This is a genomic window from Streptomyces sp. NPDC107575 (genome assembly GCF_055657265.1).
In genome coordinates this window covers 1,012,993-1,039,436 of record NZ_JBVKBG010000005.1, presented here as the reverse complement: position 1 = coordinate 1,039,436, position 26,444 = coordinate 1,012,993, and the positions used below count along the sequence as shown (strand labels likewise).

Sequence of the window (26,444 nt, the reverse complement as noted above, 5' to 3'; positions counted from 1 at the left end):
CAGGAGTTCCACATCGACGGCCTGCGCGTCGACGCGGTCGCCTCGATGCTCTACCTCGACTACTCGCGCGAGGACGGCGAGTGGACCCCGAACCGCTACGGCGGCCGCGAGAACCTCGACGCCGTCGCCTTCCTCCAGGAGATGAACGCCACCCTGTACCGGCAGGTGCCGGGCGTCGTCACGATCGCCGAGGAGTCGACGGCCTGGGACGGCGTCACCCGCGCCACCCACCACATCGGGCCGGGCGGCTTCGGCGGCCTCGGCTTCGGCCTGAAGTGGAACATGGGCTGGATGCACGACTCGCTCGGCTACATGAGCCACGAGCCGGTGCACCGCAGGTTCCACCACAATGAGATGACGTTCTCGATGGTGTACGCCTACAGCGAGAACTACGTCCTGCCGATCTCCCACGACGAGGTCGTGCACGGCAAACGCTCACTCGTCTCCAAAATGCCCGGCGACTGGTGGCAACAACGCGCCAACCAACGCGCCTACCTGGCCTTCATGTGGGCCCACCCCGGCAAACAACTCCTCTTCATGGGCCAGGAGTTCGCCCAAGGCGCCGAATGGTCCGAAGCACACGGACTGCAGTGGAACCTGATCGACGAGGACTCCGCCGGCAGGGAGGACCACCTCGGGGTGCGGCGCCTGATCGCGGACCTGAACGCGCGCTACACGGCCACCCCCGCGCTGTGGGAGCGGGACAGCGACCCCGCCGGCTTCCGTTGGGTCATGGCCGACAACGCGGACGACAACGTGATCGCGTTTCTGCGCTACTCGGCCGACGGCAGCCCGCTGCTCGCCGTCTGCAACTTTTCCCCCGTGGTACGGGAGGGTGTCCGCCTCGGCGTCCCGCGGACGGCCTCCGGTGTGTGGCGGGAAGCCATCAACACCGATGCGCCACGGTACGGCGGCAGCGGGGTCACCAACGGCGCCCCGCTCGGCCAGGAGCCGTCCGCCTGTCATGGCCTCCCCGCTTCGCTGGAGGTGTGCCTCCCGCCGCTGGCCGCACTGTGGCTGACACCAGAAGATTGAAGAGCCTTGATCATGGGCACTCGGTGCCGTGAACAGCAGCTGAGCCGGGCATGCGCCCGGACGGCGTTCGCGCCCGCGCGCCCCGGGGCCCCTGGCGGGCCTCAAAGACGGTGGGCCTTATGGATCGGTACGAGATGAACACCTCCACGACAGCTCCGTGCGCACCCCCGACCAGTGGCTCGGTGCTGGGCGCTCCTTGCTGGGTGAGCTTGTCGACACACGACCTGGGCGAGGCGGAGGAGTTCTACCACGCGGTGCTGGGCTGGGACTGGCGTGTGGGCAGGCTGGGGGACCAGTACCGTTTCGCGAGCGTGCGCGGAGTGCCGGTAGCGGGGGTCTCCGCCGTGGGGATGGGCCCGGTGCCCGGAGTGTGGACACCCTTCTTCGCCGCGGCGAGCGCCGACGAGACCGTGGCCCGTCTCCAAGAACGCGGTGGCACCACTGCAGTGGGTCCCCTCTCCTTCCCTCCGGGAAGGGCCGCCGTGCTCGCCGACCGGGACGGCGCCGTCTTCGGCATCTGGGAGGGCGAGCTGGTGAGTGACTGGGAGACATGGCGCCGAGTGGCCCCGGTGTTCGTGGAGCTGTACACGCGCGACGCCTTCGACGCGACGATCTTCTATTCCGAGGTCCTGGGCTGGGCGTCCGAGGAATCGGGGTGCTGCGAGGCCCACTACGAGGACGACGAAGTCGTCCTGCGCAGCGCCGGTGATGTCGTGGCCCGCATCCACTCGGGCGCGGTGGACTCGGCACCCGATCCCGCGGTCCGCCCCCGCTGGCAGGTCCACTTCTCGGTCGAGGACGTGGCGGCCTGCGTACAGGCGGCACGCGCCCATGGAGGCCAGGCCCTGCACGGGGGAGCGGACTCGACCGAGGCAGTCCTGACCGATCCGGCCGGAGCCCGCTTCGTGGTGAACGCGGCGCCGCCGCACTGAGCGAGATCCGGATGCCTCCCGACGCGGAGCACCTACCTGCGTGCCGCATCCCGGGCCGCGAACATCGCCGGGGTGAGCCCGGTGCGCTCGCGGAAGAAGCGTCCGAAATTCGCGGGGTCGGTGAAGCCGAGGTGGGCGGCCACGGACCGTGGCAGGCGCTACCACATGCCTACGGCACCGGCAGCGGGGCGGCCCGGTGAGCGCGGCCGGCGACCGGCTCCAGGACGCAGCCCGCCGGGCAGCCTCGGCCCTGCCCGGCGTCAGCCACGGATACCCCTTCACGCCCGCACTGGACGTGTACAAGGTCGCGGGCAAGGTCTTCCTGATCGTCACCGACGACCCGCACGAACAGATCGTCACGCTGAAGTGCGAACCCGAGCACGCCCGCGCCCGCATCCACGGCTACGCCTCGATCACCCCGGGCCGCTACCTCGACAAACGGCACTGGATCTCCCTCGGCCCCGGCCCCGGGATCAGCCGGCGGTTGGTCACCGAAGCCGTCGAGGATGCCTACGACCTGGTCGTCGAGCGGCTGCCACGACGCGACCGACCACGCCCCCGATGAAGAGCGCAAACGCGCCCACGAGACGCCGCTGAGCCCGCGCTTGTCAGTGCCCCGTGCAAGGCTCGTCATGCCCGCGCACATCCCGCCCGCCACCCCCGAGAGACCGATGGAACCCACCGACGCGACCCTGCCGCTCTTCGACGAGGAACCCGCCCGTCCGCTCGCCGACCGCCTGCGCCCCACCCGCCTCGAGGAGGTCGTCGGCCAGGACCACCTCCTGGCCCCGGACGCCCCGCTGGGCCGCATGGTCGCCCAGCAGCGCCTCGGCTCGGCGATCCTGTGGGGGCCGCCCGGCGTCGGGAAGACCACCATCGCCCGGCTCCTCGCGGACGGCAGCGACCTCGTCTTCGAGCCGGTGTCGGCCACCTTCTCCGGCGTGGCCGACCTGCGGAAGGTCTTCGCCGCCGCCCGCAGCCGCCTCACCATCGGACAGGGCACCCTGCTGTTCGTCGACGAGATCCACCGCTTCAACCGCGCCCAGCAGGACAGCTTCCTGCCCTACGTCGAGGACGGCACGGTCACCCTCATCGGCGCCACCACGGAGAACCCCAGCTTCGAACTCAACGGCGCCCTGCTCTCCCGCACCCAGGTCCTCGTCCTCAAACGCCTCGACGAGGCCGCGCTGTCCACGCTCCTCGACCGCGCCGAGGACCTCACCGGCCACCGGCTGCCCCTGGACGACGACGCCCGTGGTGCGCTGATCGCCATGGCCGACGGCGACGGCCGCTACCTCCTCAACATGGCCGAACAGCTCCAGGCCCTCCCGCCCGACGACACCGGGGCACCCCTGGACACCGCCGGTCTCGCCCACCACATCCAGCAGCGCGCCCCGCAGTACGACAAGGCGCAGGAGGGCCACTACAACCTGATCTCCGCGCTGCACAAGTCGATGCGCGGCTCCGACCCGGACGCGGCCCTGTACTGGCTCGCCCGCATGCTCGACGGCGGCGAGGACCCGCTGTTCGTGGCCCGCCGACTCGTCCGCTTCGCGAGCGAGGACATCGGCATCGCCGACCCGCACGCCCTCCAACAGGCTCTCGCCGCCTGGGACGTCTACGAGCGACTCGGTTCCCCCGAGGGCGAGTTGGCGATCGCCCAGGCCGTCGTCCACCTCGCCACCGCCCCCAAGTCCATCGCCGTCTACCGCGGCTTCAACGCCGCACACCGGGCCGCCCGCGGCACCGGCTCCCTCATGCCGCCCGCCCACATCCTCAACGCCCCAACCCGGCTGATGAAGGATCTCGGCTACGGCAAGGACTACCAGTACGACCCCGACACCACCGACGGCTTCTCCGGCGCCGACTACTTCCCCGACGGCATGGACCGCGAGACGTACTACCAGCCGACCCGCAACGGCTACGAGGCCCAGATCAGCGAGCGCCTACGCCACTGGTCCGCGCTGCGCGCCCGCGCGTCGCCGCCACAGGCGGGGCCCGACACGCCTCCCCGTAGCTAGCCCGTGCCCGCATGAGGCAGAGGCATGCGGTGCATATGCCCTTTTGTGGGCTGATCTGCTCAACAGGTGATCCCCGAGAGTGCCCTTGGGTGGCGCCTGCCCCGCCGGCCGCCGGGGCGTTCCTAGCGTGCGTGCATGGTCAACGCAGCGAAAGCCCTCACATGGACCGCCTGGAGCGGTTCCCTGGCCCTCTTCACGGCGGTGGCGAGCGGAAGCGCGTACGCCGATACCGTCTCGGTCGGCAACCCGGTGGACGGCAACAACGGCTTCGGCGTCGTCACCGAAGGCGACGCCATGCTCGGCAGCACCGAAAGCGAAGGCCCCGTCGCCATTGGTGGCAACCTCAGCTTCGGCTCCGGCTACAACGTCTCGCTGCACACCCCGGGAACCTTCACGGCGCCAGGGGACGATCAGCCCACGGCCCTCCTGGTGGGCGGGCGCGTCGACTACGCGTCCAGCGCCCCGGACGGTGTGCTCAAGGTTCTGCAGAACGGGTACGCCAAGATCGGCGACATGCCCGGCGGCACCGCCGCGAACACCGACGCCAACGGCGCCCAGGTCAACACCCACATCACCCGCACGGGATCCGGATACGACTCCACCCCGCGCATCGAACTGACCACACGTCAGCCCCCGTCCTCGGTCGGTCCCGCAGATCTGATGGACTTCCCGTCACTGTTCTCCACCTTCCGCGACCGCGCCGACACCATGGCCCAGTGCGCGAACAACGTCACGCTGCTCGACGGCAACGGCAATGCCCTGCCGGATCAGGAGAACGTGGCCCCCGGCTCGAGCGTCAAGGTCGAGCTGACCCCGGGCAAGACCAACGTGCTGCACGTGACCGGCGAGACGCTCAACAACCTCGACGAGATCAACTTCCTCGACCAGCCCTCCGCCGACACCCCGTTCCTCGTCGTCGTCGACACCACCGCCACCGGCGGCGCCTACACCTGGCACACGCCCAACCTCGCCGGCGTGTCCGGTGCCAACGCGCCCTACATGATGTGGGACTTCCCCGACGCCAAGGACATCACCATCCCCGACGGCGACACCGTCGAGGGCACCATCTACGCGCCCCGCGCGAACCTGACCGACCTGGACCCCTCCAACATCGAGGGCGACATCATCGCCAAGACCCTCACCGCCGGGCCGATCAACGGGCCCTCGGGACCCGTGAACGCCGGAGAGATCCACTACTTCCCGTTCGACGCAGACCTGGAATGCGACGACAACAGCTCCTCTCCCTCGCCGCACAGCCCCTCACCCACCGACACCCCGACCCCGTCACCCACGGAGGACAGCCCGACCCCGTCACCTACGGACACCACGCCGAGCCCCACGCCCCAGCCATCCACGCCCATGCCCTCCACACCCGCCCCGTCGCCGCGCCCGAGCGGCCCTGAACTGGCCAACACCGGCAACGACCGCACGACGATCTTCGCGGCCGCCGGAGCATGCGCCTTGATCGCCGCAGGAGCATCACTGGCCCTGTGGGCCAGGCGACACCGCGACAACCGCAACTGACCCCCACACTCCGCCTCTTCGGCCACTGCTCTGCGCCCGCGTCCCTGGGCTCAGCGCAGTGGCGGGCAGGCTGACCCCCTGCGGGGCCGCGTCGCTGCGGTGCAGCCGGGGCAGGCCCGTAGGCCACGAGAGGCATCCATACGTCTGTGACGGTGCCGCCCGAGCGGCCACAGGGCTTCTCACATTGCGCATCGTGACCCACGTGAGGTGCGGGACCATCTTCGGCATCGCCAAGGTGCCCCGGACTTACGGGAGTGAGCGGCGAGTTGCTGACTCAGCCCCGAGCCTACGGCCGACTGCGGGCCTCACGCGGTCGGGGGCCTTGCCGGTGCTCAGGGCGCGGGCGGAGAATGACTTGACGCAGGGCGTCCCACGGGGCGGAGCCGGACCGGTGTCGATGCGACGCAGGGGCAGTGCCCGGGAGGGCAAAGGTCCCGCCCCATGGGTTGCCTTCGCCTCGAGTCATCGGCCGGCCTTTCCGGCATCGTGGACGGGTCGGTCAGCTGTCCCACCGCCGTGTTGCAGGAGCCACTCGACCATGGCATACCGTTTCAATCCGCCGCCCTCCTGGCCCCCACCGCCCAAGGGCTGGACGCCTCCTCCGGGCTGGCAGCCGGATCCTGCGTGGCCCGTACCGCCCGGATGGCAGCTCTGGGTGCCCGAGGTGCAGACGTCCCAGCCGAGTGGACCCGATCCCGCCGGCCCACAGCACTCCCCGTACGGAGACACGTCCGACACGTCGACCGGCGGGGGCGGGCTGTTCGGGCGGCGTCGTAAGCAGGCGGAGGCCGAAGCGGCCCGACGTGCCGAACAACTCGCACAGGCCGACCACCAGATACGCGCGCTCCAGGAGGACAAGCGGCATCTGACCGAGCAGTTGGAGCGGGTCCTGGGTGCCGACACCGCGCAGATCGCCGCCGAACAGCACCGGCTCCAGAGTGCTCACCAGGAGAAGGTCCGGGAGATCGAGCGCATCGACGCCATCCTGGACACCAAGGTGGAGCACGCGGCCGAGCGGGCCGCCCACTCACTTGTGGAGGTACGCCAGCAGGCCGACGCCCTGGCCAGGCAGGCGGCGCAGGCGGAGCAGCGAGTGGCCGAGGCACAACGGCAGCTCGTGGTCACGGACGAGATGCAGATGCTCCAGGAAGCGGGCATCTACGAATACCGTCATCCCCTGGCGGACGCGGTCGCGTACAAGAACCGCCTGGATTCCCTGAAGGCGCACCACAAGCAGCTGGCCAGGGACAACCGTGCCGTCCTCGCGGCCCAGGACTGGACGGTCAACGGCTCCGTCGCACAGGGCCGCAAAATGGTCCGCGACTTCTCGAAGCTGATGTTGCGTGCCTACAACGCGGAGGCGGACAACGCGGTACGCGGAATGAAGCCGCATCGCCTCAGTTCGCTCATCGACCGGCTGAACAAGACCCGCGACACGATCGCCAGGCTCGGCGCCACCATGCAGATCCGCATCAGCGACGAGTACCACCGGCTCCGTATCGAGGAACTGGAGCTCACGGCGGACTACGTCACGCGCAAAGAGGTCGAGAAGGAGGAGCAACGCGAACTGCGTGCCCAGCAGCGCGAGGAAGAGCGCCTGCAACGTGAGTTGGAGCGCGAGCGTCAGCGCCTGGAGAAGGAACGCAGCCACTACGAGAGCGCGCTGCGCCGTCTGCGCGCCGGAACGGCGGACCCAGGGGCCATCACCGAACTCGAGGCAAAGCTGGAGGAGTTGGGAATCCAGCTGGACGCGGTCGATGCACGGGAGGCCAATATCCGCGCCGGATACGTCTATGTCATCTCCAACCTCGGTGCGTTCGGCGAGCGCATGGTCAAGATCGGTCTGACGCGGCGCCTGGACCCGATGGACCGCGTCAACGAACTCGGCGACGCCTCCGTCCCCTTCCGGTTCGACGTGCACGCCCTCATCTTCAGCGAGGACGCCGTCGGTCTCGAACGCCGTCTGCACCAGGAATTCGAGTCCCGCCGAGTCAACCGGGTCAACCGACGGCGCGAGTTCTTCTATGTCACTCCGGCCGAGGTGCGGGGCGCGCTGCAGCGGTTCGCCGGACAGCATCTGCTGGAGTTCCAGGACACCGCCGAAGCCCCGGAATGGCGGGCGAGTCAAGCCGGGGGCGGAGGGAACTGACGCGGCCCTCACAGCGCGGTGGCGTGGCCTGCCAACCTCCGCACACGGCCCGCCGCCGTCTCGGTGTCGTGGATCTGTTTGCGCAGGGCGTCCATGTCGGCGGTCACCTTCGCGGACGCCTCCCCGAACTCGTCCGGCCAGATCGCCCACTGAGCCCTCCGACACACGCGGCCGTACTCCACCTCGATGTCCGGTGACGCCGCCACCCGGTCCTTGTAGAGGTCGACCGCGGCCGCCAGTACGCGCAGAGTGTGCTGGGCCTCGGCGTAGAAGGCGTCCTCGAGTTCGCGCGTGACATCTTCGATGGTCGCGGTCAGCTGGTCGTACCAGAACGCTGCTTCGGGGTAGTCCTGATCCTTCGGATCAGGCTGTGGGGACGAGGTGGCAGGCGTGGCAACAGGCGGTTGTGGCGACGTGGTCCGACTCCGAGTGGTGAGCGGCCATGCCCTCTGTGGCCCAGTAACATCGCGGCTTGCGGCCCACGTGCTGCCCGGGCCCAGAGGGGCCGGCGGCCAGGACCTCAGCCGGTGGTGGCCGTGATCTGCTCGGTCAGCTGTGGGACCACCTCGAACAGGTCGCCGACGACGCCGTGGTCGACCAGTTCGAAGATCGGGGCCTCGGCGTCCTTGTTGACCGCGACGATCGTCTTGGACGTCTGCATGCCTGCCCTGTGCTGGATCGCACCGGAGATGCCGAGTGCGATGTAGAGCTGCGGCGATACGGACTTGCCGGTCTGCCCGACCTGGCTGGAGTGCGGGTACCAGCCCGCGTCCACTGCTGCCCGCGAGGCGCCGACGGCTCCGCCGAGCGCGTCGGCGAGGGTCTCGACCAGCGCGAAATTCTCCGAGCCGGCGATGCCGCGCCCGCCGGCGACGACGACCGCTGCTTCGGTCAGGTCGGGGCGTCCGGTCGACTCGCGTTCGGTGCGCCGGGTGACCTTGGTGCCGCGCGCGGCCTCGGAGAAGGTCACCGGCAGCTCTTCTGCGGTGCCGTCGGCCGGCGCTGCCTCCACGGGCGCGGCGTTCGGCTTGACCGTGATCACTGGAGTGCCGAGGGACACGCGGGACTTGGTCGTGTAGGAGGCGGCCAGGACGGATTGTGTCGCCACGGGGCCTTCGTCGCCCGCCTCGATGTCGACGGCGTCCGTGATGATGCCGGAGCCGAGCCGGATCGCGAGGCGGGCGGCGATCTCCTTGCCCTCGGCCGAGGACGGGAAGAGCACGGCGGCCGGAGCGACGGCCTCGACGACGGCCTGTTGCACCGCGTCCACCTTCGGCACGATCAGGTAGTCGGCGAACTCGGCGGCCTCGTTGGTGAGGACGCGGGCGGCGCCGTGTTCGGCGAGTACGGCGGTGGTGTTGGCGGCGCCGGCGCCGAGCGCGACGGCCACGGGGGTGCCCAGGCGGCGGGCGAGGGTGAGGAGTTCCAGGGTCGGCTTGCGGACGGTGCCGTCCACATGGTCGACGTAGACCAGAACATCAGGCATGGACTTCAACTCTCCAATGATCAGGGATACGTGGCGGTGGTCAGGCGAGCTTTCGTGACGCGAGGAACTGCGCCAGCTCCTTGCCGCCCGCTCCCTCGTCCTTCACGACCGTGCCCGCGGTGCGCGCGGGGCGCTCCTGCACCGACTCGACGACGGTGTACGAGCCCTCCAGGCCGAGCTCGTCGCCCTCCAGATCCAGGTCGTCCAGGTCCCAGGACTCCACCGGCTTCTTCTTCGCCGCCATGATCCCCTTGAAGGAGGGGTAACGGGCCTCGCCGGACTGATCGGTGACCGAGACGACCGCCGGGAGCCGGGCCTCCAGGTGTTCCGTAGCCACATCGCCGTCGCGGCGGCCCCGGACCGTGCCGTCCTCGACCGAGACCTCGGACAGGAGGGTGAGCTGGGGGACTCCCAGGCGTTCGGCGAGCATGGCGGGGATGACGCCCATGGCGCCGTCGGTCGATGCCATGCCGCACAGCACCAGGTCGTAGCCGGCCTTCTCGACGGCCTTGGCCAGGACGAGGGAGGTGCCGAGCGCGTCGGTGCCGTGCAGGTCGTCGTCCTCGACGTGGACGGCCCGGTCGGTACCCATGGACAGGGCCTTGCGCAGCGCGTCCTTGGCGTCCTCGGGGCCGACGGTCAGGACCGTCACCTCGGCGTCGGCCCCGTTCTGCCGCAGGCCTTCAGCGATCTGCAGCGCCTGCTCGACCGCGTACTCGTCCAGTTCGGACAGGAGCCCGTCCGCGTCGTCCCGGTCGAGGGTCAGGTCGTCGGTGAACTGCCGCTCGCCCGTGGCATCGGGCACGTACTTCACGCTGACCGCGATCTTCAGAGTCATGCCATGTCTCCTACGTGTACTGCTGGGTGTCGTCGTGTCTGTCCGGCGCGTGGCGTCACTTCGTGGCGGCCCACGGGTTGCGGGTGCCGACGGTCCAGCCGCCGTCGACGAGGATCTCGGCGCCGCTGCAGTACGAGGCGTCGTCGGAGGCGAGGAACGCGGCGACCGTTGCGATCTCCCGCGGCTGGCCGATGCGGCCGAGCGGGGCCTGGTCGTAGGCCTCGGGCACGACACCGGCCGGGGCGCCCATCTCGGTCGCGACACCGCCGGGGTGGATCATGTTGACGCGGATACCGAGCGGGCCGAACTCGCCGACGGCCGCCTTGGACATGCCCAGGAGCGCCGACTTCGACGACGCGTACGCGGACGTCTCGTCCAGCGGCGCGAAGGACGACACCGACACGATGTTCACGATCGAGCCGCCGCCGACCGAGGCCATGTGCGGGGCGAGGGTCTGCATGCCGAGGTAGACGCCGATCTGGTTGACCTCGATCACCTTGCGGTAGCGCTCGACAGCCGTCTCGGCGATGGGGCCCTGGAGGTAGATGCCGGCGTTGTTGACCAGTACGTCAATCTTGCCGAAGGCGTCCTCGCCGGCCACCAGCGCTGCGGCCCACTGCTCAGGGTCGGTGACGTCCAGGTGCACGGCGATGGCGTTCTCGGCGCCCAGGTCGGCGGCGAGCTTGGCCGACTCCTCGTCGAGCACGTCGGCGATGACGACCTTCGCGCCGCGCTCGACGAAGAGGCGGGCCTCGGCGGCGCCCTGGCCGCGGGCGGAGCCGGAGATGAGGGCAACCTTGCCGGTCAGGTCAGACATGGGGGTACTCCAATGGTTCGTTGTAGACAGGGGGTTGGTCAGAGCGCGATGCACAGGCGGTACGCGTCGAGGATCGCCGCGTGGATGTTCCGGCTGGAGACCGCGTCGCCGATGCGGAACAGCTGGAAGGCGCCGTCCTCGTTGCGGACGACCTCCTGCGCGTACAGGCGCAGCAGCGCGTGCTGGTCGGTCTCGCCATGGTTCGACGAGAGCGGCTTGAGCTCGAAATAGATGTCGTCGACGGGGACGGTGCCGTGCTCGACGACGAGCTGGTCGACGACGCGGGTGTGGGTCGTGCCCGCGTACTTTTCGGTGAGAGTGACCTTCAGGCGCCGGTCGGTGTCCCGTTCCACCGTGGTGACACGGGAGTTGAGGGTGGTGGTCACCGCGCGCTCGGCGAAAGACTTGAGGTAGGCGGGGGCGTTCGTGCAGCCGACCAGCGGGGCGACCGTACGCTCCGGGGTGACGAACTCGACCTCGGAGCCGGCGTCGGCGAGGAACTCGGCGGCGGCGATGCCCTGATGGTCGCCGTTGTCGTCGTACACGAGCACCGATTTGGCCGGCTTGACCTCGCGGGTGAGGATCTGCCAGGTGTCGGTGACCAGTTGGGCGGGACCTTCCACGATCTCCGTGTTCGGGATGCCTCCGGTCGCGACGATCACGAGGTCCGGGCTCTCGGCGGTCACGTCGGAGGCGTCCGCGTACGTGTTGCAGCGGATCTTGACGCCGAGGCGGCGGCATTCCTCGACGCGCCAGTCGACGATGCCGATGAGGTCGCGGCGCCGTTCGGGCGCGGAGGCGATGGCGATCTGTCCGCCGGGCTTGGCGCCCGCTTCGAGGACGGTGACTTGGTGGCCGCGCTCCGCCAGGACACGGGCCGCCTCCAGGCCGGCCGGGCCCGCGCCGACGACCACGGCGGTCTTCGCCTTCGCGCCCGCCACCGGGATCTCGTGCGGAAGCACGGTCTCGCGGCCGGTCGCCGCATTGTGGACGCACAGGGCGTCGCCGCCCTGGTACAGCCGGTCGATGCAGTAACCGGCGCCCACGCAGGGGCGGATGCGGTCCTCCTGCCCCTCGGCCAGGCGCCGCATCAGGTGCGGGTCGGCCATGTGGGCGCGGGTCATGCCGACCATGTCGAGCAGGCCCTCGCGGATCGCGTGGCGGGCGGTGGGCAGGTCGGCGATGCGCCCTGCGTGCATCACCGGGACGCCGAGGGTGCGCTTGACCTCCCCGGCGAGGTCCAGGTGGGCGGCCGATGGTGTGCCCATCGGGGCGATCACCTTGGAGGTGCTGTTGTCGCTGTCGAGGCCGCCGCGGATGACACTGAGGAAGTCGATGCCGGCGTCGGTGAGGCGCCGGGCCACCTCCATGCCCTCCTCGGCGCGCAGGCCGTCCGGACGTGCCTCGTCGACGGCGATGCGCAGGCCGACGACGAAGTCCTCGCCGACCCGCTCGCGTACCGCGCCGATCACTTCGAGGGGGAAGCGCAGGCGGCGTTCGAAATCGCCGCCCCACGCGTCGTCGCGGTGGTTGGTGGCCGGAGACCAGAACTGGTCGAGGAGATGGCCGTATCCCATCAGCTCGATGCCGTCCAGGCCGCCGGCCTTGCACCGCTCGGCCGCGTCCGCGTACGCCGCGACGATGCGCTCGATGTCCCAGTCCTCGGCGGCCTTGGGGAACGCCCTGTGCTGCGGCTCGCGGTCTCCGGAGGCGGAGACGATGGGCAGCCAGTCGACCTCGTAGTTGCTGGTGCGGCGGCCCGCGTGGGTCACCTGGCACATCACCAGCGAGTCGTGCTCGTGCACCGCGTCCGAGATCGCCTGGAAGTAGGGCACGACCTCGTCGCGGAAGAGTTCGAGGTTGTTGACGAACGCCGGGGAGTCCGGCGCGACGCAGGCCGCGCCCCCCATCATCGTGAGTGCGAGCCCGCCCTTGGCCTTCTCCAAGTGGTAGCGCAGATAGCGCTCCTTGGGCATTCCGTCCTGCGCGTAACCGGGCTCGTGGGATGTGCTGACCACGCGGTTCTTCAGGCGCAGGTGCTTGAGCTCGAACGGCTCGAGCAGCGGATCCATGGATGGGGAAGGCGAGGGCATGGCGTACTCCGATGAACAGTCAGGGGGGCGCGGTGTTACGTGCGGTCAGACACCCATGTACGGGTAGCGGTAGTCGGTGTCGGGGGCGAGGTTCTCCTTGACGAACCGGCCGCTGACCCAGCGCTGCAGCGCGAGCGGGGAGCCGATCTTGTCGTTGGTGCCGGAGGCGCGGGCGCCCGCGAACTGCTGCTTGCCGATGGACATTCCGGCCGGCTTGTCGTTGATGGCGAGGTAGCCGGAGGCGTCGCGCAGGATGTCCAGGGCCTCGGCGACGGCCTTGCGGTCGTTGGCGTAGACGGAGGCGGTGAGGCCGTACTGGCTGGTGCGGTCGGCGAGCTTGAGCGTCTCGGTCCAGTCCGCGTCCTCGTAGACGTAGACGGTGAGGAGGGGGCCGAAGAACTCGGTGGTGAGGGTGAACGCGTTCGGGTCGGTCGTCTCGAAGACCGTCGGGCGGACGAAGTAGCCGGTCTCCTTCGACGTGGTGCCACCCGCGATGAGGGTGTGGGTGCCGGAGGCCTTGGCGCGCGCGATGGCGTCGGCGAGGCGGTCGTGGGCGACCTCGTCGATGACGGCGCCGACGAACGTCTCGTGCTCGGCCACGTCACCGACGACCAGGGACTCGATCTGCTCGGCGAGCTTGTCCTTGAGCTTGGTCCAGATGCTGCGCGGGATGTAGGCGCGGGAGGCGGCGGAGCACTTCTGGCCCTGGAACTCGAAGGCGCCGCGGGTCAGACCGGTGAGGAGGGCCTGCTGGTCGGCGGACGGGTGGGCGATGATCGCGTTCTTGCCGCCGGTCTCACCGACGACGCGCGGGTAGCCGCGGTACGTGTCGATGTTGTTCGCGACCTGCTTCCACAGCTGCCGGAACACCTGGGTCGAGCCGACGAAGCTGAGCCCTGCCAGGTTCGGGTCGGCGAGCGCGATGTCGGCGACCATCTTGCCGTCGCCGTGCACGCAGTTGATGACACCGGGCGGGACACCGGCCTCCTCGAAGACGCGGCGGACGACGTCCGTACTCACCGCCGACTTCTCGGAGGGCTTCCACAGGACCGTGTTGCCCATCATGGCGGCCATCGAGGGCAGGTTGCCGGCGATGTTGGTGAAGTTGAACGGGCTGACCGCGAGGACGAAGCCCTCCAAGCCGCGCTGGTCGAGGTAGTTCTGCTCGCCCTGGGTGGACTTGGGCTGGCGGGTGTAGATCTCCTCGGCGTAGTGCGTGTTGAAGCGGATCAGGTCCGCCAGCTCGCAGACACCGTCGATCTCCGACTGGTGGAACGTCTTCGACTGGTTGAGCATCGTGGTCGCGTTGACCTCGTCGCGGTACTTGCCGGTCAGCAGCTCGGCGGCGCGCAGGAAGATCGAGACGCGCTCGAACCACGGGGTGCGCGACCAGTCGTGACGGGCCTCCAGCGAGGCGGTGATGGCGTCACGTACGTGGGACTCGTCGGCGAGGCTCAACTGGCCGAGCACCCGCTGGTGGTCGTGGGGCGAGACCACCGGCTGCGTGGTGGCGGTCTCGAAGACCTTGCCGCCGATGGACAGCGGGATCTGTCGCGTCTGCCCGCCGATCCGCTTGATCTCGGCCTGGAGGGAGAGGGCCTCCGGCGAGCCGGGACGGTACTCGCTGACGGGCTCGTTCTCGGGGGCCGGTACGTGGAAGTTGCCGGTGAGGGGGTGGTTGGCGCCGGTCATGAGAGACGTACTCCTTTGGTGCGGTGGTGATGCAGAGGTCGTGCGGTGGTTGAGCGGTGATCAGTGCTTGATGGCGCGGACCGTGCGCGGTCCGAAGCGCGAGAGCCGGAAGGGGGCGAGGGCGGCTTGCTCGCCCTGGCCGGCGATCTCGCGTGCCGCGAGTGCGCCGGTGGCGGGGGCGAGGGAGACACCGAGGGTGCCGTGGCCGGTGGCCAGGTAGAGGCCGGGGCGGTGGTCGACGGGGCCGATGACCGGGGTGTCGTCGACGGTGGTGGAGCGGTGGCCGACCCACTCCATCTCCACGTCGGTGGGCCGCCAGCTGTCGAGGTAACTCAGGCCGTGGCGGACGACCATGTCGAGGCGCTTGCGGTCGAGGTGGAAGTCGCGGCGGCCGAGGTCGAACGTGCCCGACAGGCGGACCGCTTCGCCGAACGGCGAGCAGGCGACCATGTTCTCGTACAGCTTGAGCGCGTGGGTCGGGGCGACGCCCTCGCCGCGTGCGGTGAGGCTCGTGCCCTTGGCGGCCTCCAGCGGGACGTTGACGCCGAGCGGCCTGAGCAGCGACCGGGTGCCGTAGCCGGCGGCCACGACGACATGGTCCGAAGAGATGCCCCGGCCGCCCTCGGTGACGACGGTCCACTTGCCGCGCGTCTTCTGCGGCTCGATGCTGAGCACACCCTCGCTCTCGATGAGCGAACCGCCGTTGTTCACCAGGGCTTTGGCGAGTCCCTGGCTGAGCGACTCGGGTCGCACATGGCGTTCCGTCTCCAGGTGCATCACGCCGGCGATGTCGCCGCGGAGGGCCGGGTCGAAGGCGGTGACGTCCGAGCCGCGGTGGACGGTGATGTTGCCCTCGTAGCCGAGGGAGCGCATGCGCGCCGCGGTCTGTTCGTAGTGCGCGAGGTTGGTGGCGTCCTTGAACACGACGCCGAGACCGGCGGTGTGGTGCTCGAACTCGACGCCGCGCTCCAGGAGCGCGTCCACGTGCTGGTGGGCCTGGCGGGAGAACTGCTGCAGAGCGGCGGTCCTTTGGGCGCTGCGCTTCCTGGAGCTGGACAACAGGAACTTGGTCACCCAGGAGGCGAAGTCGAGTTCGGCGTGCGGGCGCATGCGCGCCGCGCCCTCGGTGGACGTGAAGTTCTTGAGGGCGTCGCGCACCGCGCCGGGGGCGGCCCGCGGCATGGACAGGAAGGGAGTGATCCATCCCGCGTTGCCCGCCGAGGCGGCGGCACCGGCCGCGCCCGAGTCGACGACGGTGACTTCGTGTCCCAGTTCGGAGAGTTCGTAGGCGCACGCGAGTCCGATGACTCCGGCGCCGATCACGGTGGTTTTCACTGCCGGTTCCTGCCTGCTGTGGGGTGTGCGGATCGTGGTGTCTCAGGCGGTCCTGCGGTGGGCGATCGCCTCGAACTCCACCTGGACCCGGCCGCGGAAGCGGGAGACCTCGACCGTGGTGCGGGCGGGCTTGCCGTGGACGTTCACCACGTCGTCGTAGACCTTGTTGAGCTCGGGCAGCCGCTCGATGTCGGAGACATAGCCGTTGATCTTGAGGACGGTCGTGAAGTCGGCGTCCGCTGCCTTCAGTTGGTTCTCCAGGTTGGCCAGGGCGGCGCGGACCTGGTCGCTGAAGTCGGCGGGGCAACTGCCGTCGGGCTGGGTGGGCAGTGCGCCGCTGGTGAAGACCAGGTCACCGAGGGCGACGGCCGCGGAGTACGGGGCCGTCGCGGGGGTGGTCTCGAGGGTGATGAGTTCCCGGCCGGCGACGTCGTGCGTGATCATGAAGTGCTTCCTTTGCAGTGCAGTTGGTACGAGTGCGGGGAAGGGGGCGGGGGCTACGCCCAGAGATCGCCCACGGTGAAGCCCTCGGTGAAGGGGTCGTCCGGATCGAGGACATGGGTGCTGTGGCCGGTGATCCAGGCCTGGCCGCCGACGGTCGGGACCACCGCGTCGTACGGGCCGACCTTGGTCTCGCGGATGAGCTCGCCGGTGTAGACCGTGCCGAGCACACCCTCGTGGCGGAACGGCTGGTGCAGGGGGAGTTCGCCCTTGGCGTGCAGGGTGGCCATGCGGGCGCAGGTGCCGGTGCCGCAGGGGCAGCGGTCCACGGATCCGGTCCAGGTGGCGGGGTTGTCGAAGTCGACCGGGCCGCTCGCCATGGTCACCGCGTTCTTGCGGTCGGCGGCGGGGTTGGTGGTCGGCCCGGACAGCTGGGAGATGGTGATGCCGATCCCCGGGTAGTCGGGGTGTTCCACCGGCAGTTGGTCCTGGGCGGCCCGCAGGATGAGCGAGGAGACCCGGGCGATCTCCCGGCCCTGCTCCGGGACGAGGTCCAGCCAGTCGAACTGCCGCACGTCGGCGATGACGTAGAACATGCCGCCCCAGCCGACGTCGACGCTCACCCTGCCGAGCTCGGGCACGTCGATCTTCGCGTCGATGTGCGCGGCGAAGGCCGGGACGTTCTCGAACGTCACGTGCTTGACCTTGCCGTCGCGGCACTCGGCGCGGATCCCGATGAGGCCGGCTGGGGATTCGAGCTTGAACTCGGTGACCGGCTCCTGCATGGGGATCATGCCGGTCTCCAGGAGCACGGTGGCGACGGAGATGGTGTTGCCGCCGCTCATCACCGGGTACTCGACCTGCTCCATGACGATGAAGCCGGCTGCCGCTTCCGGGTGCTTGGGCGGCACGATCAGGTTGCAGCACAGCGGGGGGTAGCCGCGGGGCTCGCGGAGCATGAGCTTGCGCAGCTGGTCGTCGTTGGCCTCGAGCCACTTCATCTGCTCGTAGACGGAAGCGCCGGGGATGTGCGGGACGCCGCCGGTGATGACACGCATCGGCTCGCCCGAGTGCGTCTCCACTGCGTGGATCATGCGCTTGAAAGACATGGGTGGTTGATTCCTCTGCTGCCGCCCGCCGGAAATAGCGGGGCAATTGGGGCGACGGAGTGCCACGGGAGGGAGGGACAGGGGGGGGACAAGCGAGGTGGTGATGGCCCGGGGGCTCGGGGCGGACGGTGCCGAGCCCCCTGAGAGGGCGGGCGGAGCCCGGAACGGGTCAGGGGACCTTGACCGCGCCTGAAGGCTTGGCCCTGGTGGCCGACATCGGCCCGACACCGGCGGTCTCGTGCAGCGCCAGACCCTTGGTCTCGGGCGCCCAGGCGGCACTGATCAGTGCGCCGGCGAGGGCCACCGCACCGCCGATCATCATCGTGGGGCCGAGGCCGAGGTGCTCCAGGCCGATGGGCATGAGATACGTGCCCGCGGCCGCGCCGATCCGGCTGATCGAGGAGGCGACACCCATGGCGCTGCCGCGGATGTGGGTGGGGAACAGCTCGGTCGGATAGATGTACTGCAGGGTGTTGCCGCCGCCGAGGGCGAGGGCGTTGATGATGAACATCGCGATGGCGAGGCCCGCGGCCATCCCGGGAAAGGCGCCGAGCATGGCCATGGAGGCGGCCACTCCCACGAACGTCCAGATGAGCACGGGCCTGCGGCCGACGGTCTCGACCATGCGCAGACACGGGTAACAGCCGGCCAGAGTCACCAGGGAGACGATCAGGGACCACAGCAGTGCGGTATTGCCCTGCTCGAAGCCATAGCCGCCCAGCACCACCGGATAGAAGGTCCAGATCGCGAAGGACGGCGCGACCTGACAGGCCCAGAACCAGCCGGCGAACATGGTGCGGCCCAGGTATCCGCCGCGGAACAGATCCCGCATGCGCGAACTCTGCGGCGGCTCGCTCTCCGCGAGTTGGGTGAGTTCCTGCTCGGTCGGATAGCTGCCGAACGCGATCTTGATCGACTCGCGGGCCTCTTCCGTGCGGCCGTGGCGCAGCAGCCACCGCGGGGACTCGGGGGTGCCGAGCCTGGCCATCAGGAAGAGGATGCCCGGAACCGCGGCGCTGGCGAGCACCCACCGCCAGGCGTCGTGGCCGACGAAGACGGCGAAGGCATACCCGACCCCGTAGGACACGGAGGCGCCGACGAACCAGCTGCCGACCAGGGCGCCCATGGTCCGGCCGCGCCGGTTGGACGGCAGCCACTCGGCGAGCAGCGCCGTGGCGATGGGATGGTCCGCGCCGATCGCGAGCCCTGCGATGAAGCGCACGGCGATCAGATGCCAGGCCTCGGTCACGAACAGCGACATCAGTGACGCGACGACCAGGGCGATCAGGTCGATGGTGTACATGAGTTGCCGGCCGACCCGGTCCGTCATCGGGCCGAAGACGACACCACCCACCAGCACACCAATCAGCGCGGCGGCACCGACAAGCCCCTCGGAGAAGGAGCTCAGCCCCAGTTCATCGGTCGCGCCGACCATGGCCACACCGATGATGCTGAGGATGTAACCGTCGAGGAAGGGCCCACCGGAGGACAGCAGGAAGAGTTTTCGGTGGAAGCGCCCATAAGGCTGCTTGTCGATGATTGATTGGTCCACGAGTGTGGCTCCTGATGCTGATCGTTGCGCCAACCGCCCGGCCTTGCACACGTGTTGCGGGCCGAGGCGTGACCGGTGGCCCGTCGGGGGCGCCGGCCGATTCCGCGAACACGTCTCTGTGCTCGAAATTGATCTCGAAGGCCAAGGAAGTTCAGCGAGCTGTGGGCATGAAGCGTGCTCTTGGTGTCGTGTCGGTTTCGGCGGGGTGACCGCCTGGCGCCAAGGAGTCTGCGGTCACGGAGGGGCGGCAACAATGCCTTGGTGGCCCGGTGCGAAACGGGGGTTCCAGCGATTCATAAGTTCGCCTACGCTGCGCGCCATGACCGAAGCCCTTCCGGGCACCGTCGTCCTCACGGAGGCCGACCGCGTGACCTTGCTCAAGTGGAGCCGCAGCCGCTCTGGATCGCGCGCCCTGGCGCAGCGCGCCCACATCGTGCTGGCTTGCGCGGACTCTCCCGGTTCCGGCGACGGGGCGGTCGCGGAACGGCTCGGGGTCTCCCGCGACACGGTCCGCAAGTGGCGGACGCGCTTCGTCGCCGACGGGGCCCAGGGGCTGGGGGACCGGTCGCGCACCGGGCGGCCGCGCAAGGTCGACGGTCCGGGCCTGACGGACATCCTGGTGCGCCTGCTGGAGGAGCCCCCCGACGGCGGTCGCGACTGGACGACCCGCGCCATGGCAGGGCAGACCGGCCTGAGCCAGGCGACAGTGAGCCGGATCTGGCGCGATTGGCGGCTCCAGGTGAAGCGCGTGACCGCGGCGGGTCCCAAGGGTGAGCGGCGCACCCCGTTTCCGCAGGTGGAAGTCCGCGACGTGGTCGGCCTGTTCCTGGCTCCCGCGCTACAGGTCCTGGCCGTCGTGGGCAGCCGACGCGCCCCGTCACGAGGCGGGGGATCCGGAGCGCTGAGGGGCGCGCCACCGGAGGTGGGCAGGCTCGCCGAGCGCCTCAGGAACCTCGTCGCGGTCGGCGCCGCCCTGACCCCTGCCGTCGGGGAAGCCTCCAAGGAGTCCGAAGGTCTGGCGGCACTGAACGGCTTCCTCGAAGACCTGAGGAGCAGCGTGCCGGGCCATGCGGAGATGTATCTGCTCATCGACGACGACCCCGAGGCTCCGACCCGGCAGATGATCGGCACATGGGTGGGCCAGAACCCGCGCACGCACTGCCGGTTCGTCCCGGACGGGCCGTCGTGGATCGACGAGGCGGAGGCGCTCCTCGCCCACGCCGTACCCCTCGGCCACGACGAATCCACCGGCTACGGAGCGTCCCTACCGTCCTTGCGCACAGCCCTGCGCACCTGGTGCGGCCCGGGCGCGGCTCCTTCGAAAGCCTTCGCCTGGACACGTACTACTTCTGACTCAGCTGACGCCAGAAGCGGGCAGGTCAGGCTCCGCAAGGACGGACACGTCATCAGTGGAGGCGCAGCAGACGCCGAGCGCGCGGCTTCGGAGATGTCCGAACCGGTCGTCCAGGAACTCCTCGACGCACTGCTCGGTGCCACATGGCGCTCCGGGGAACGGGTGATGGAGGCGACACTGGCCCGACGCCTCGGAATCTCGCGGCGGGCCCTGCGCCGGGCACTGCGCGTGCTCGCCGCGGAAGGGCTGCTCGAGGCGTTGCCTGACGGAGGAGTCGCCGTCCCGCGCGTCGACATCAACACCGTCCTCGATCTGTACGCAGTCCGCTCGGCCCTCGGCGCCCTACTGTTCCGGCGCGCCGCGATGCTGCACTCCTCCGAACTCCACCAGGTGCGTGCCGCGTTGGGCGAGGTGCGCGCCATCGCCCGGAAGCATGCGCACGACCGCATCGGGGGAGGAGACCTGCACTTCCAGGACATGATCGCCAGAACTGCCGACATGCCCCAGGCCAGTCTCTTCTTCCAGCAACTCACCCTGAGGCTGCGGATGTTCATCACGGTCCTGGGGCTGGACTTCGCGGACGGCGCCGTCGACCTCATCGCCCGCGAGGACGGCCTGATCTTCGATGCGCTGCGCGAGGGTGACGGCGAGGAGGCGGCACGCCTGTGGCGCGTCAAGGTCGAACGCAGCGTGCGCTACATGGCGGCCCAGCTTCCCGACGAAACCTTCGATCCCCATCTGTGGACCACGCTGGCTGGTGTGCCGGACCGCCGGGCGGGGGACCCCCGAAAGGGGCAGGCGGCGAGCCGTTCAGGTGTGTCGTAGGCGGCTGAGTTCGCCCACGAGGCATGGCATGCGTGCGGACGGCGAAGGGATCCGGAGGTCGGTTCCGTGCCACGAATCGGGCTGCCGGCAATTGTCGACCGCTTGCGCCCCGCCCCCACGGGGTACCTGATCCCCATGATCAGCAACGCCCCCCAAGCCTCCGACGGCCACACACCCCCCACCGTCGATGTACCGGCCCTCACCGCGCTGCTCGACGGTGAGTACGCCGAGATCCGGGAGCTGGTGCGGACGAATCTGTCCGCGCATGCCTCCGTGCTCGAAGATGCCGAGGAACTCGGGATCGACGCGTTCCGCGAGCGGGTGCGTGAGCTTGCCGTCGAACTCGCGGCCACCGGGCAGACGGGGATGGGGTTTCCGAAGGAGTACGGCGGGGGCGGTGACATCGGCGCGTCGATCGCCGCGTTCGAGACACTCGCCTACGGGGATCTGTCGCTGCTGGTGAAGGTGGGCGTGCAGTTCGGCCTCTTCGGCGGTGCGATCCTGCACCTCGGCACCGAGCGGCACCACCGGGCCCATCTGCCGGATCTGATCACCGGGAAGCTGATGGGCTGCTTCGCGATGACCGAGACCGGGCACGGCTCCAACGTCCAGGCGCTCGGCACCGTGGCGACGTACGACGCCGCGAGCCAGGAGTTCGTGATCACCACGCACGGCGACGCCGCGCGCAAGGACTACATCGGCAACGCCGCCCGGCACGCCGAACTCTCTGTTGTGTTCGCCCAGTTGGAGGTGGACGGCAAGAGGGAAGGGGTGCATGCGTTCGTCGTGCCGATCCGTGTCGACGGCGCGCCGGCACCGGGCGTACGGATCGAGGACGCCGGCCGGAAGATGGGGCTCAACGGAGTCGACAACGGCCGCCTTTGGTTCGACGGCGTACGGGTGCCGCGCGAGGCACTGCTCAACCGGTTCGCCGATGTCACGCCCGACGGCGTGTACGAGAGCCCGATCGAGAACCCCGGCCGCCGGTTCTTCACCATGCTCGGAACCCTCGTCCAGGGGCGGGTCAGCGTCGGCGGCGGCGCCATCAACGCGGCCAAGGTCGCCCTGGCCATCGCCACGAAGTACGCCGTGCGCCGTCGGCAGTTCGAGGCGGCGGCGTCGGAGGCCGGCGAGGAGCAGTTGCTGCTCGACTACGGGATGCACCAGCGGCGCCTGCTGCCGCTGCTCGCCCGCACGTACGCCCTGCACTTCGCCCAGGACGTGGTGCGCACCCAGTTGCACGAGGTCTTCTCCGAAGATCGATCCTCGGGGGAGCAGCGCGACGACGAGCAGGCCCGGCGGGAGCTGGAGTCACGGGCCGCCGGCACGAAGGCGCTGGGGACCTGGCATGCGACGCGGACCATTCAGGAGTGCCGCGAGGCGTGCGGCGGCGCGGGCTACCTCGCCGTCAACCGGTTCGCGGCGCTCAAGGCCGACAGCGACGTCTTCACCACCTTCGAGGGCGACAACCACGTCCTGCTGCAGCTCGTGGCCAAGGGGCTTCTCACGAACTACGCGCACGAGTTCGAGGACCTCGACCAGCTCGGCATGGTCCGGTTCGTGACCGGCCAGGCCGTGGAGACGGTCATAGAGAAGACGTCGGTGCACAAGCTGCTGGAACGTGTGCGCGACCTGTTGCCCGGTGGCGACGAGTGGGACCAGGAGGCCGGGCTCCTCGACCCGGACTACCAGCTCGCCATGGTCCGGTTCCGCGAGGAGCACATGCTCGCCTCTCTGGCCCGACGCCTCAAGCGCGGGGTGGACGAGGGGCGCGATCCCGGTGCCGTCTTCTCCCACGTACAGGATCACGTGATCTCGGTGGCGCGTGCGCATGTTGAACGTCTGGTGCTCGAGGCGTTCGTCGACAAGCTGCGCGCGCTGCCGGACACAGGCGCTGACAGTGACGGTGGCGGTGCCGGTGGCGACGGCAACAAGGTGGCCCTGGGGCTGTTGTGCGACCTGTTCGCGCTGTCGACGATCGAGGCCGACCGGGCGTGGTTCATGGAGCACGGCCGGCTGACCGTCCAGCGCTCCAAGACGATCAGCCGTGAGATCAACAACCTCTGCCGGAAGATCAGGCCCCTAGCCGTCGATCTCGTCGACGCGTGGGGCATTCCGCCGGAGATGCTGCGCTCTCCTGATCTGGTGGGGTGATCCGGGTAGCTCTGGACTCAGTGGGTGAGTTCGAGTTCGCGCTTGAGGTTGCGCAGTGTCGCCGCGATGTTGCGCCCCTGGAATGTGGCGAACGTCTTTCCCGAGGTGGCGACGCGGTCGAACGCGTTGGCCGCGAACGTCGGCCAGGCGCGCCGGTCGTCCGTCCAGGTCTCCGTCACGCGGGTGCCGTCGCCGACCTGCTCGAACCGGTACTCCCAGGTGGCGATGGGGCCGCGAAGGAACGGCTGCTTGAGCCCGATCGCATGCACACGGAACGCGAAGCGGCGGCCCGGCTCCGCCGCCGTGACCGTGCACCGGGTCGACCACCGGAACGCCCCACGCTTGTTGCGGCCGACGAACGTGGTGCCGAGTCCGGCCTGCCCCACGGGCGAGCCGTTCGTCGTGCCGAGGTTCTCCGGGCTCCAACGCGCCATGTCCGCGGGGCGGCTGACGGCCTCGTAGGCGGCATCCGGTGAAACGGCGATGGTGATGCTGTCGCTCACGGTGAAGACGCGGGCCACGGGTCCCTCCAACTGACGGCATGCGATCGACGAGTTCCGGCTCACGGGCCGGAACCGGCTGGCTACTGCTGAGTAGGATCATGGCACGCCTAAGCCGGCCGGCGAAGGCCGCGTACCCAGTACGCCGGACCGGCCGTCGCCGCCGGCGTTTACGCCCGCGTCATCGCCCCAACCGCGCTCACCGGCGGCGCAGCCGAGCGAGCCACGCGCGAGCCTGGGCCTGCCTGCGCGGGTCCGATGCCGTCCGGCGCGCGGTCGCGATCGCCCTCCTGCCCTGCGGGCTGCGGCTGTACCGCTTGATCCGGTCGAGAATGCCGGCCATGACGCCTCCGTGGTGTCTGTTGTTCGACAAGGCTCGCGACGCGACTCTGCGTCCTCGCTCTCCCTACGCCTACCCGGGAAGCCGTCCGGAACACGAGAGCGCGAACGCGGCGCCGCCGGGCAGAAAATATTTCCGCGGCCTCGGCAACCTGATGCGGGTTCGCGCGTCGTGTGGGGGTGAAGGGTGCCGTCCGGCATCCGTCACCCCGACCGTGGAGTGCTCCCGTGAACCACCTTGTTCCTGCTGTGCGCAGTGCCGTCGTGGCCACCGGCCTGTTGGCCGGCCTGTCCGCGATGCCCGTCGCCCAGGCCACCCCGGTGCCCTCGGCCGCCGCCGCCACCGAGAAGCCGAGCCCGGTGCCCTCGGCGTCCGCCAGCAGCGTCCCGACGCCGGCCACGAGCGAGCCGCCCACGGCCGCGCCCGCCGCCCCCGGCGACGAGGGAGGCGCTGCCTCCTCGGCCGTGCCGAGCGCCGCACCCACCGAGACCGGCACGCCCTCGCCCGTTCCCACCAGGCCTGGAACCCCGGCACCCGTTCCCACCAAGCCCGGAACCCCCGCACCCGCCCCGGCCGATGACGAGCTCGCCCATACTGGGTCCTCGGACACGACCACCACCGTCCTGGGCGCCGGGGCCGCCGTACTCGTCGCCGCCGGCGCGGGAACCCTCTTCGCCGTACGCCGCCGCTCGCACCGCTGACGCAGCACACCCGAGGAACCCTGTGCACACCCCCGCAGTCGACGAACTCGCCCCGCCACCACGGCCGTTCACCCTCCCGTACGGTCGCGTCCGCCCAGGATGGCGGGGCGTGCTGCGCGGGCTGCTGCGGCGCGACCGGTCCACCCTCGAAGGGGCACCCGGTCCGGCCACCGACGCGCCGGGCCGGGCCGCGACCTCGTACACACCCACCCACCTCGACCGGCCACCCACCATCGGCGAGCTGTACCACGCGCACCGGCTGCGCATGGTGCGTCTCGCGGTGCTGCTCGTGGACGACCTGGCCACCGCCGAGGATGTCGTGCAGGACGCGTTCACCGCCCTCTACCGTCGCCACGGCGAAGACATCACGGAGGTGGACAACGCCCTCGGCTACCTGCGTACCTCGGTCGTCAACACCGCGCGGTCCGTGCTGCGTCGTCGTCGCACGGCCCGGGCGTGGACGCCGCCACCGGCCGGCGAAGCACCGTCCGCGGAGGACTCCGTCGTCCTCGACGAGGCACACCGCGAAGTCCTCGCGGCACTGACCCGGCTCACGCCGCGACGCCGCGAAGTCCTCGTCCTGCGCTACTGGGCCGATCTCAGCGAGGCCGAGATAGCCGCCACCCTCGGCATCAGCAAAGGCGCCGTGAAGTCGAACGCCAGCCGCGCCCTGGACGCACTGGAAAAGATCCTGGAGGGCCGGACATGACTCCCCGCACACCACCCGTCCGCCCGGCCGGCCAGGCCGAACGTCCCGTGGAGCAGCGGCTGCGCGAGGCACTCGCCGTGCGCGCCGACAGCGTCACCGTACGAGCCCTGCGCCCGGCCCGGCCGCCAGGCCCGCACCTGCGCCGACTGCCTCGGGTCCGCGGCCTCGGCCGGCGTTTCGCCCTCCCGGCCGCCGGACTCGCCACCGCCGCGGCCCTGGCCATCGGCTACGTCACCCTGACCCCGGACCCGGACCGCACCCCCGTACCGCCCGCCGCCCCTTCGTCCCCGACCGCCCCCAACCACCGCCCGACCCCCAGCCCTTCACCGTCGTCGCCATCAAGCTCGGCGGTCCCGACTCCGGCGGCCCCGTCCACCTCGACCCCGTCCGCGTCGACTTCGTCCCCGTCCACCCAGTCTCCGACCGCGACGGACGGCGAGCGTCCCACGGCCCGACCGAGCACACCCGAGTGAAACGGGCGTTGCTGCTTGCATGTGCATGCGTGTGCCCTCCCGCCAGGGGGAGGGCACACGCATGAGGCCGGTTACCGGTCGTCGTCGTTTCGCAGGGAATCGCGGACGCCTTCCGCCTTGTCGCGGGCGTTCTCGATGCCTTCCTTGGCCTTGCCGCGGGCCTGGTCGGCCTGACCTTCGGTCTTCATCCGGTCGTTGCCGGTGACCTTGCCGGTCATCTCCTTGGCCTTGCCCTTGGCCTTGTCCATGGCGCTCTTGTCGCCCATGACGGTGCTCCTCGCGTGGTTGAGCTGGGGGGATTGCTGCAACGATATGAGGGCTCTACAGGGGGCGCATCTGGAGCGGTCGCAGAGAGTGCCGGAGG

Annotated in this window: 23 protein-coding genes and 1 pseudogene; 11 read left to right on the top strand and 13 right to left on the bottom strand. The window is 69.9% G+C overall.

The window, feature by feature from the left end:
* Both glgB and ACZ7L4_RS29495 read left to right on the top strand, forming a co-directional pair.
* A partial coding sequence (glgB, locus tag ACZ7L4_RS29500; RefSeq protein ID WP_472107331.1) for a 1,4-alpha-glucan branching enzyme occupies positions 1-1,035 on the top strand: 1,035 nt, incomplete at its 5' end.
* 134 nt (positions 1,036-1,169) lie between these two features.
* The gene (locus tag ACZ7L4_RS29495) at positions 1,170-1,967 is read left to right on the top strand and encodes a VOC family protein (protein ID WP_472107392.1); all 798 of its coding nucleotides are present in this window, start codon (positions 1,170-1,172) and stop codon (positions 1,965-1,967) included.
* A gap of 32 nt (positions 1,968-1,999) precedes the next feature.
* Here the strand turns inward: ACZ7L4_RS29495 and ACZ7L4_RS29490 are convergent.
* Positions 2,000-2,116: pseudogene (locus ACZ7L4_RS29490) on the bottom strand (helix-turn-helix domain-containing protein); the annotation flags it as partial.
* A 47-nt stretch (positions 2,117-2,163) separates the two neighbouring features.
* Between ACZ7L4_RS29490 and ACZ7L4_RS29485 the strand changes: the two are divergent.
* The 4 genes from ACZ7L4_RS29485 to ACZ7L4_RS29470 all read left to right on the top strand — a co-directional run bounded on the left by ACZ7L4_RS29485 (position 2,164) and on the right by ACZ7L4_RS29470 (position 7,661).
* A complete protein-coding gene (locus ACZ7L4_RS29485; RefSeq protein ID WP_472107329.1) occupies positions 2,164-2,532 on the top strand; it encodes an MmcQ/YjbR family DNA-binding protein in 369 nt (122 codons plus the stop codon).
* 67 nt (positions 2,533-2,599) lie between these two features.
* Complete coding sequence (locus ACZ7L4_RS29480) at positions 2,600-3,988, top strand: replication-associated recombination protein A (protein ID WP_472107327.1); 1,389 nt, start codon at positions 2,600-2,602, stop codon at positions 3,986-3,988.
* A 135-nt stretch (positions 3,989-4,123) separates the two neighbouring features.
* Complete coding sequence (locus tag ACZ7L4_RS29475) at positions 4,124-5,512, top strand: collagen-binding domain-containing protein (RefSeq protein ID WP_472107325.1); 1,389 nt, start codon at positions 4,124-4,126, stop codon at positions 5,510-5,512.
* 538 nt (positions 5,513-6,050) lie between these two features.
* Positions 6,051-7,661, top strand: a complete 1,611-nt coding sequence (locus ACZ7L4_RS29470) for an SNIPE associated domain-containing protein (protein ID WP_472107323.1) — start codon at positions 6,051-6,053, stop codon at positions 7,659-7,661.
* A gap of 8 nt (positions 7,662-7,669) precedes the next feature.
* Here the strand turns inward: ACZ7L4_RS29470 and ACZ7L4_RS29465 are convergent, their stop codons facing one another.
* The 10 genes from ACZ7L4_RS29465 to ACZ7L4_RS29420 all read right to left on the bottom strand — a co-directional run bounded on the left by ACZ7L4_RS29465 (position 7,670) and on the right by ACZ7L4_RS29420 (position 19,024).
* On the bottom strand, positions 7,670-7,867 hold the full coding sequence (locus ACZ7L4_RS29465) for a hypothetical protein (protein WP_472107321.1): 198 nt from the start codon (positions 7,865-7,867) through the stop codon (positions 7,670-7,672).
* 314 nt (positions 7,868-8,181) lie between these two features.
* Positions 8,182-9,147: an electron transfer flavoprotein subunit alpha/FixB family protein gene (locus ACZ7L4_RS29460; protein ID WP_472107319.1), complete on the bottom strand. Its 966-nt coding sequence runs from the start codon at positions 9,145-9,147 to the stop codon at positions 8,182-8,184.
* A gap of 40 nt (positions 9,148-9,187) precedes the next feature.
* Entirely contained in the window at positions 9,188-9,985 is a 798-nt protein-coding gene (locus ACZ7L4_RS29455; RefSeq protein ID WP_472107317.1) for an electron transfer flavoprotein subunit beta/FixA family protein, read from the bottom strand.
* A gap of 55 nt (positions 9,986-10,040) precedes the next feature.
* A complete protein-coding gene (locus tag ACZ7L4_RS29450; RefSeq protein ID WP_472107315.1) occupies positions 10,041-10,802 on the bottom strand; it encodes an SDR family NAD(P)-dependent oxidoreductase in 762 nt (253 codons plus the stop codon).
* Between the two features lie 38 nt (positions 10,803-10,840).
* Positions 10,841-12,895, bottom strand: a complete 2,055-nt coding sequence (locus ACZ7L4_RS29445) for an oxidoreductase (protein ID WP_472107313.1) — start codon at positions 12,893-12,895, stop codon at positions 10,841-10,843.
* Positions 12,896-12,940: 45 nt separating this feature from the next.
* Positions 12,941-14,587, bottom strand: a complete 1,647-nt coding sequence (gene pruA, locus ACZ7L4_RS29440; protein WP_472107311.1) for an L-glutamate gamma-semialdehyde dehydrogenase — start codon at positions 14,585-14,587, stop codon at positions 12,941-12,943.
* Between the two features lie 60 nt (positions 14,588-14,647).
* A complete protein-coding gene (locus tag ACZ7L4_RS29435) occupies positions 14,648-15,922 on the bottom strand; it encodes an NAD(P)/FAD-dependent oxidoreductase (protein ID WP_472107309.1) in 1,275 nt (424 codons plus the stop codon).
* 42 nt (positions 15,923-15,964) lie between these two features.
* Positions 15,965-16,366, bottom strand: coding sequence for a RidA family protein (locus tag ACZ7L4_RS29430; protein WP_472107308.1), 402 nt, complete (start codon positions 16,364-16,366; stop codon positions 15,965-15,967).
* 53 nt (positions 16,367-16,419) lie between these two features.
* Positions 16,420-17,472 (bottom strand): proline racemase family protein, encoded by a 1,053-nt coding sequence (locus tag ACZ7L4_RS29425; RefSeq protein ID WP_472107306.1) that lies wholly within the window; start codon positions 17,470-17,472, stop codon positions 16,420-16,422.
* Positions 17,473-17,641: 169 nt separating this feature from the next.
* Positions 17,642-19,024 (bottom strand): MFS transporter, encoded by a 1,383-nt coding sequence (locus ACZ7L4_RS29420; RefSeq protein ID WP_472107304.1) that lies wholly within the window; start codon positions 19,022-19,024, stop codon positions 17,642-17,644.
* A gap of 319 nt (positions 19,025-19,343) precedes the next feature.
* Between ACZ7L4_RS29420 and ACZ7L4_RS29415 the strand changes: the two genes are divergently transcribed.
* Entirely contained in the window at positions 19,344-21,203 is a 1,860-nt protein-coding gene (locus tag ACZ7L4_RS29415; protein ID WP_472107302.1) for a helix-turn-helix domain-containing protein, read from the top strand.
* 135 nt (positions 21,204-21,338) lie between these two features.
* Complete coding sequence (locus ACZ7L4_RS29410; RefSeq protein WP_472107300.1) at positions 21,339-23,357, top strand: acyl-CoA dehydrogenase family protein; 2,019 nt, start codon at positions 21,339-21,341, stop codon at positions 23,355-23,357.
* A gap of 17 nt (positions 23,358-23,374) precedes the next feature.
* Here ACZ7L4_RS29410 and ACZ7L4_RS29405 read toward each other — a convergent pair whose 3' ends face one another.
* Positions 23,375-23,878: an SRPBCC family protein gene (locus tag ACZ7L4_RS29405; protein WP_472107298.1), complete on the bottom strand. Its 504-nt coding sequence runs from the start codon at positions 23,876-23,878 to the stop codon at positions 23,375-23,377.
* Positions 23,879-24,424: 546 nt separating this feature from the next.
* Between ACZ7L4_RS29405 and ACZ7L4_RS29400 the strand changes: the two genes are divergently transcribed.
* From ACZ7L4_RS29400 to ACZ7L4_RS29390, 3 genes are read left to right on the top strand one after another with little or no spacing between them, the layout of a single operon-like run.
* Positions 24,425-24,898, top strand: a complete 474-nt coding sequence (locus ACZ7L4_RS29400; RefSeq protein WP_472107296.1) for an LAETG motif-containing sortase-dependent surface protein — start codon at positions 24,425-24,427, stop codon at positions 24,896-24,898.
* 22 nt (positions 24,899-24,920) lie between these two features.
* Positions 24,921-25,607, top strand: a complete 687-nt coding sequence (locus ACZ7L4_RS29395; RefSeq protein WP_472107294.1) for an RNA polymerase sigma factor — start codon at positions 24,921-24,923, stop codon at positions 25,605-25,607.
* Positions 25,604-26,080, top strand: coding sequence for a hypothetical protein (locus tag ACZ7L4_RS29390; RefSeq protein WP_472107292.1), 477 nt, complete (start codon positions 25,604-25,606; stop codon positions 26,078-26,080). Before ACZ7L4_RS29395 ends, ACZ7L4_RS29390 begins: the two co-directional genes overlap by 4 nt.
* A 71-nt stretch (positions 26,081-26,151) precedes the next feature.
* On the opposite strand, the gene ACZ7L4_RS29385 is transcribed toward ACZ7L4_RS29390, so the two are convergent.
* Positions 26,152-26,346, bottom strand: coding sequence for a CsbD family protein (locus tag ACZ7L4_RS29385; RefSeq protein WP_472107290.1), 195 nt, complete (start codon positions 26,344-26,346; stop codon positions 26,152-26,154).
* Positions 26,347-26,444 lie beyond the last annotated feature (98 nt).